Raw genomic sequence first — 246 nt, 5'->3', positions numbered from 1 at the left:
CTTTCGCTTTTTCCGCTGCTGTATGCGGCGCATGATCCGTAGCGATAAAATCGATCGTGCCATCGAGCAGGCCCTCAATGAGCGCCTCGCGGTCCGCGCGGCTGCGCAGCGGTGGGTTCATTTTGTAGTTCGCATCAAGCCCTGGAATATCCTCATCGCACAAGAGCAGATGGTGCGGCGTCACTTCGGCGGTGACGCGGATGCCGGCCCGCTTCGCGTCGCGGACGACGCGCACCGACTCTTTCG

At 61.8% G+C, this 246-nt stretch carries 1 protein-coding gene; it reads right to left on the bottom strand.

Annotated elements, in window-relative coordinates; all coding sequences use genetic code 11:
• On the bottom strand, nucleotides 1-246 hold a 246-nt coding region (locus tag HKX41_12845), incomplete at both ends, for a dihydroorotase (GenBank protein NNC25023.1).

The organism is Salifodinibacter halophilus, from assembly GCA_012999515.1.
GTDB classification, from domain to species: domain Bacteria; phylum Pseudomonadota; class Gammaproteobacteria; order Nevskiales; family Salinisphaeraceae; genus Salifodinibacter; species Salifodinibacter halophilus.
Note: the sequence above shows the minus strand (reverse complement) of the source record. Positions and strands in the feature narration are given on the sequence as shown.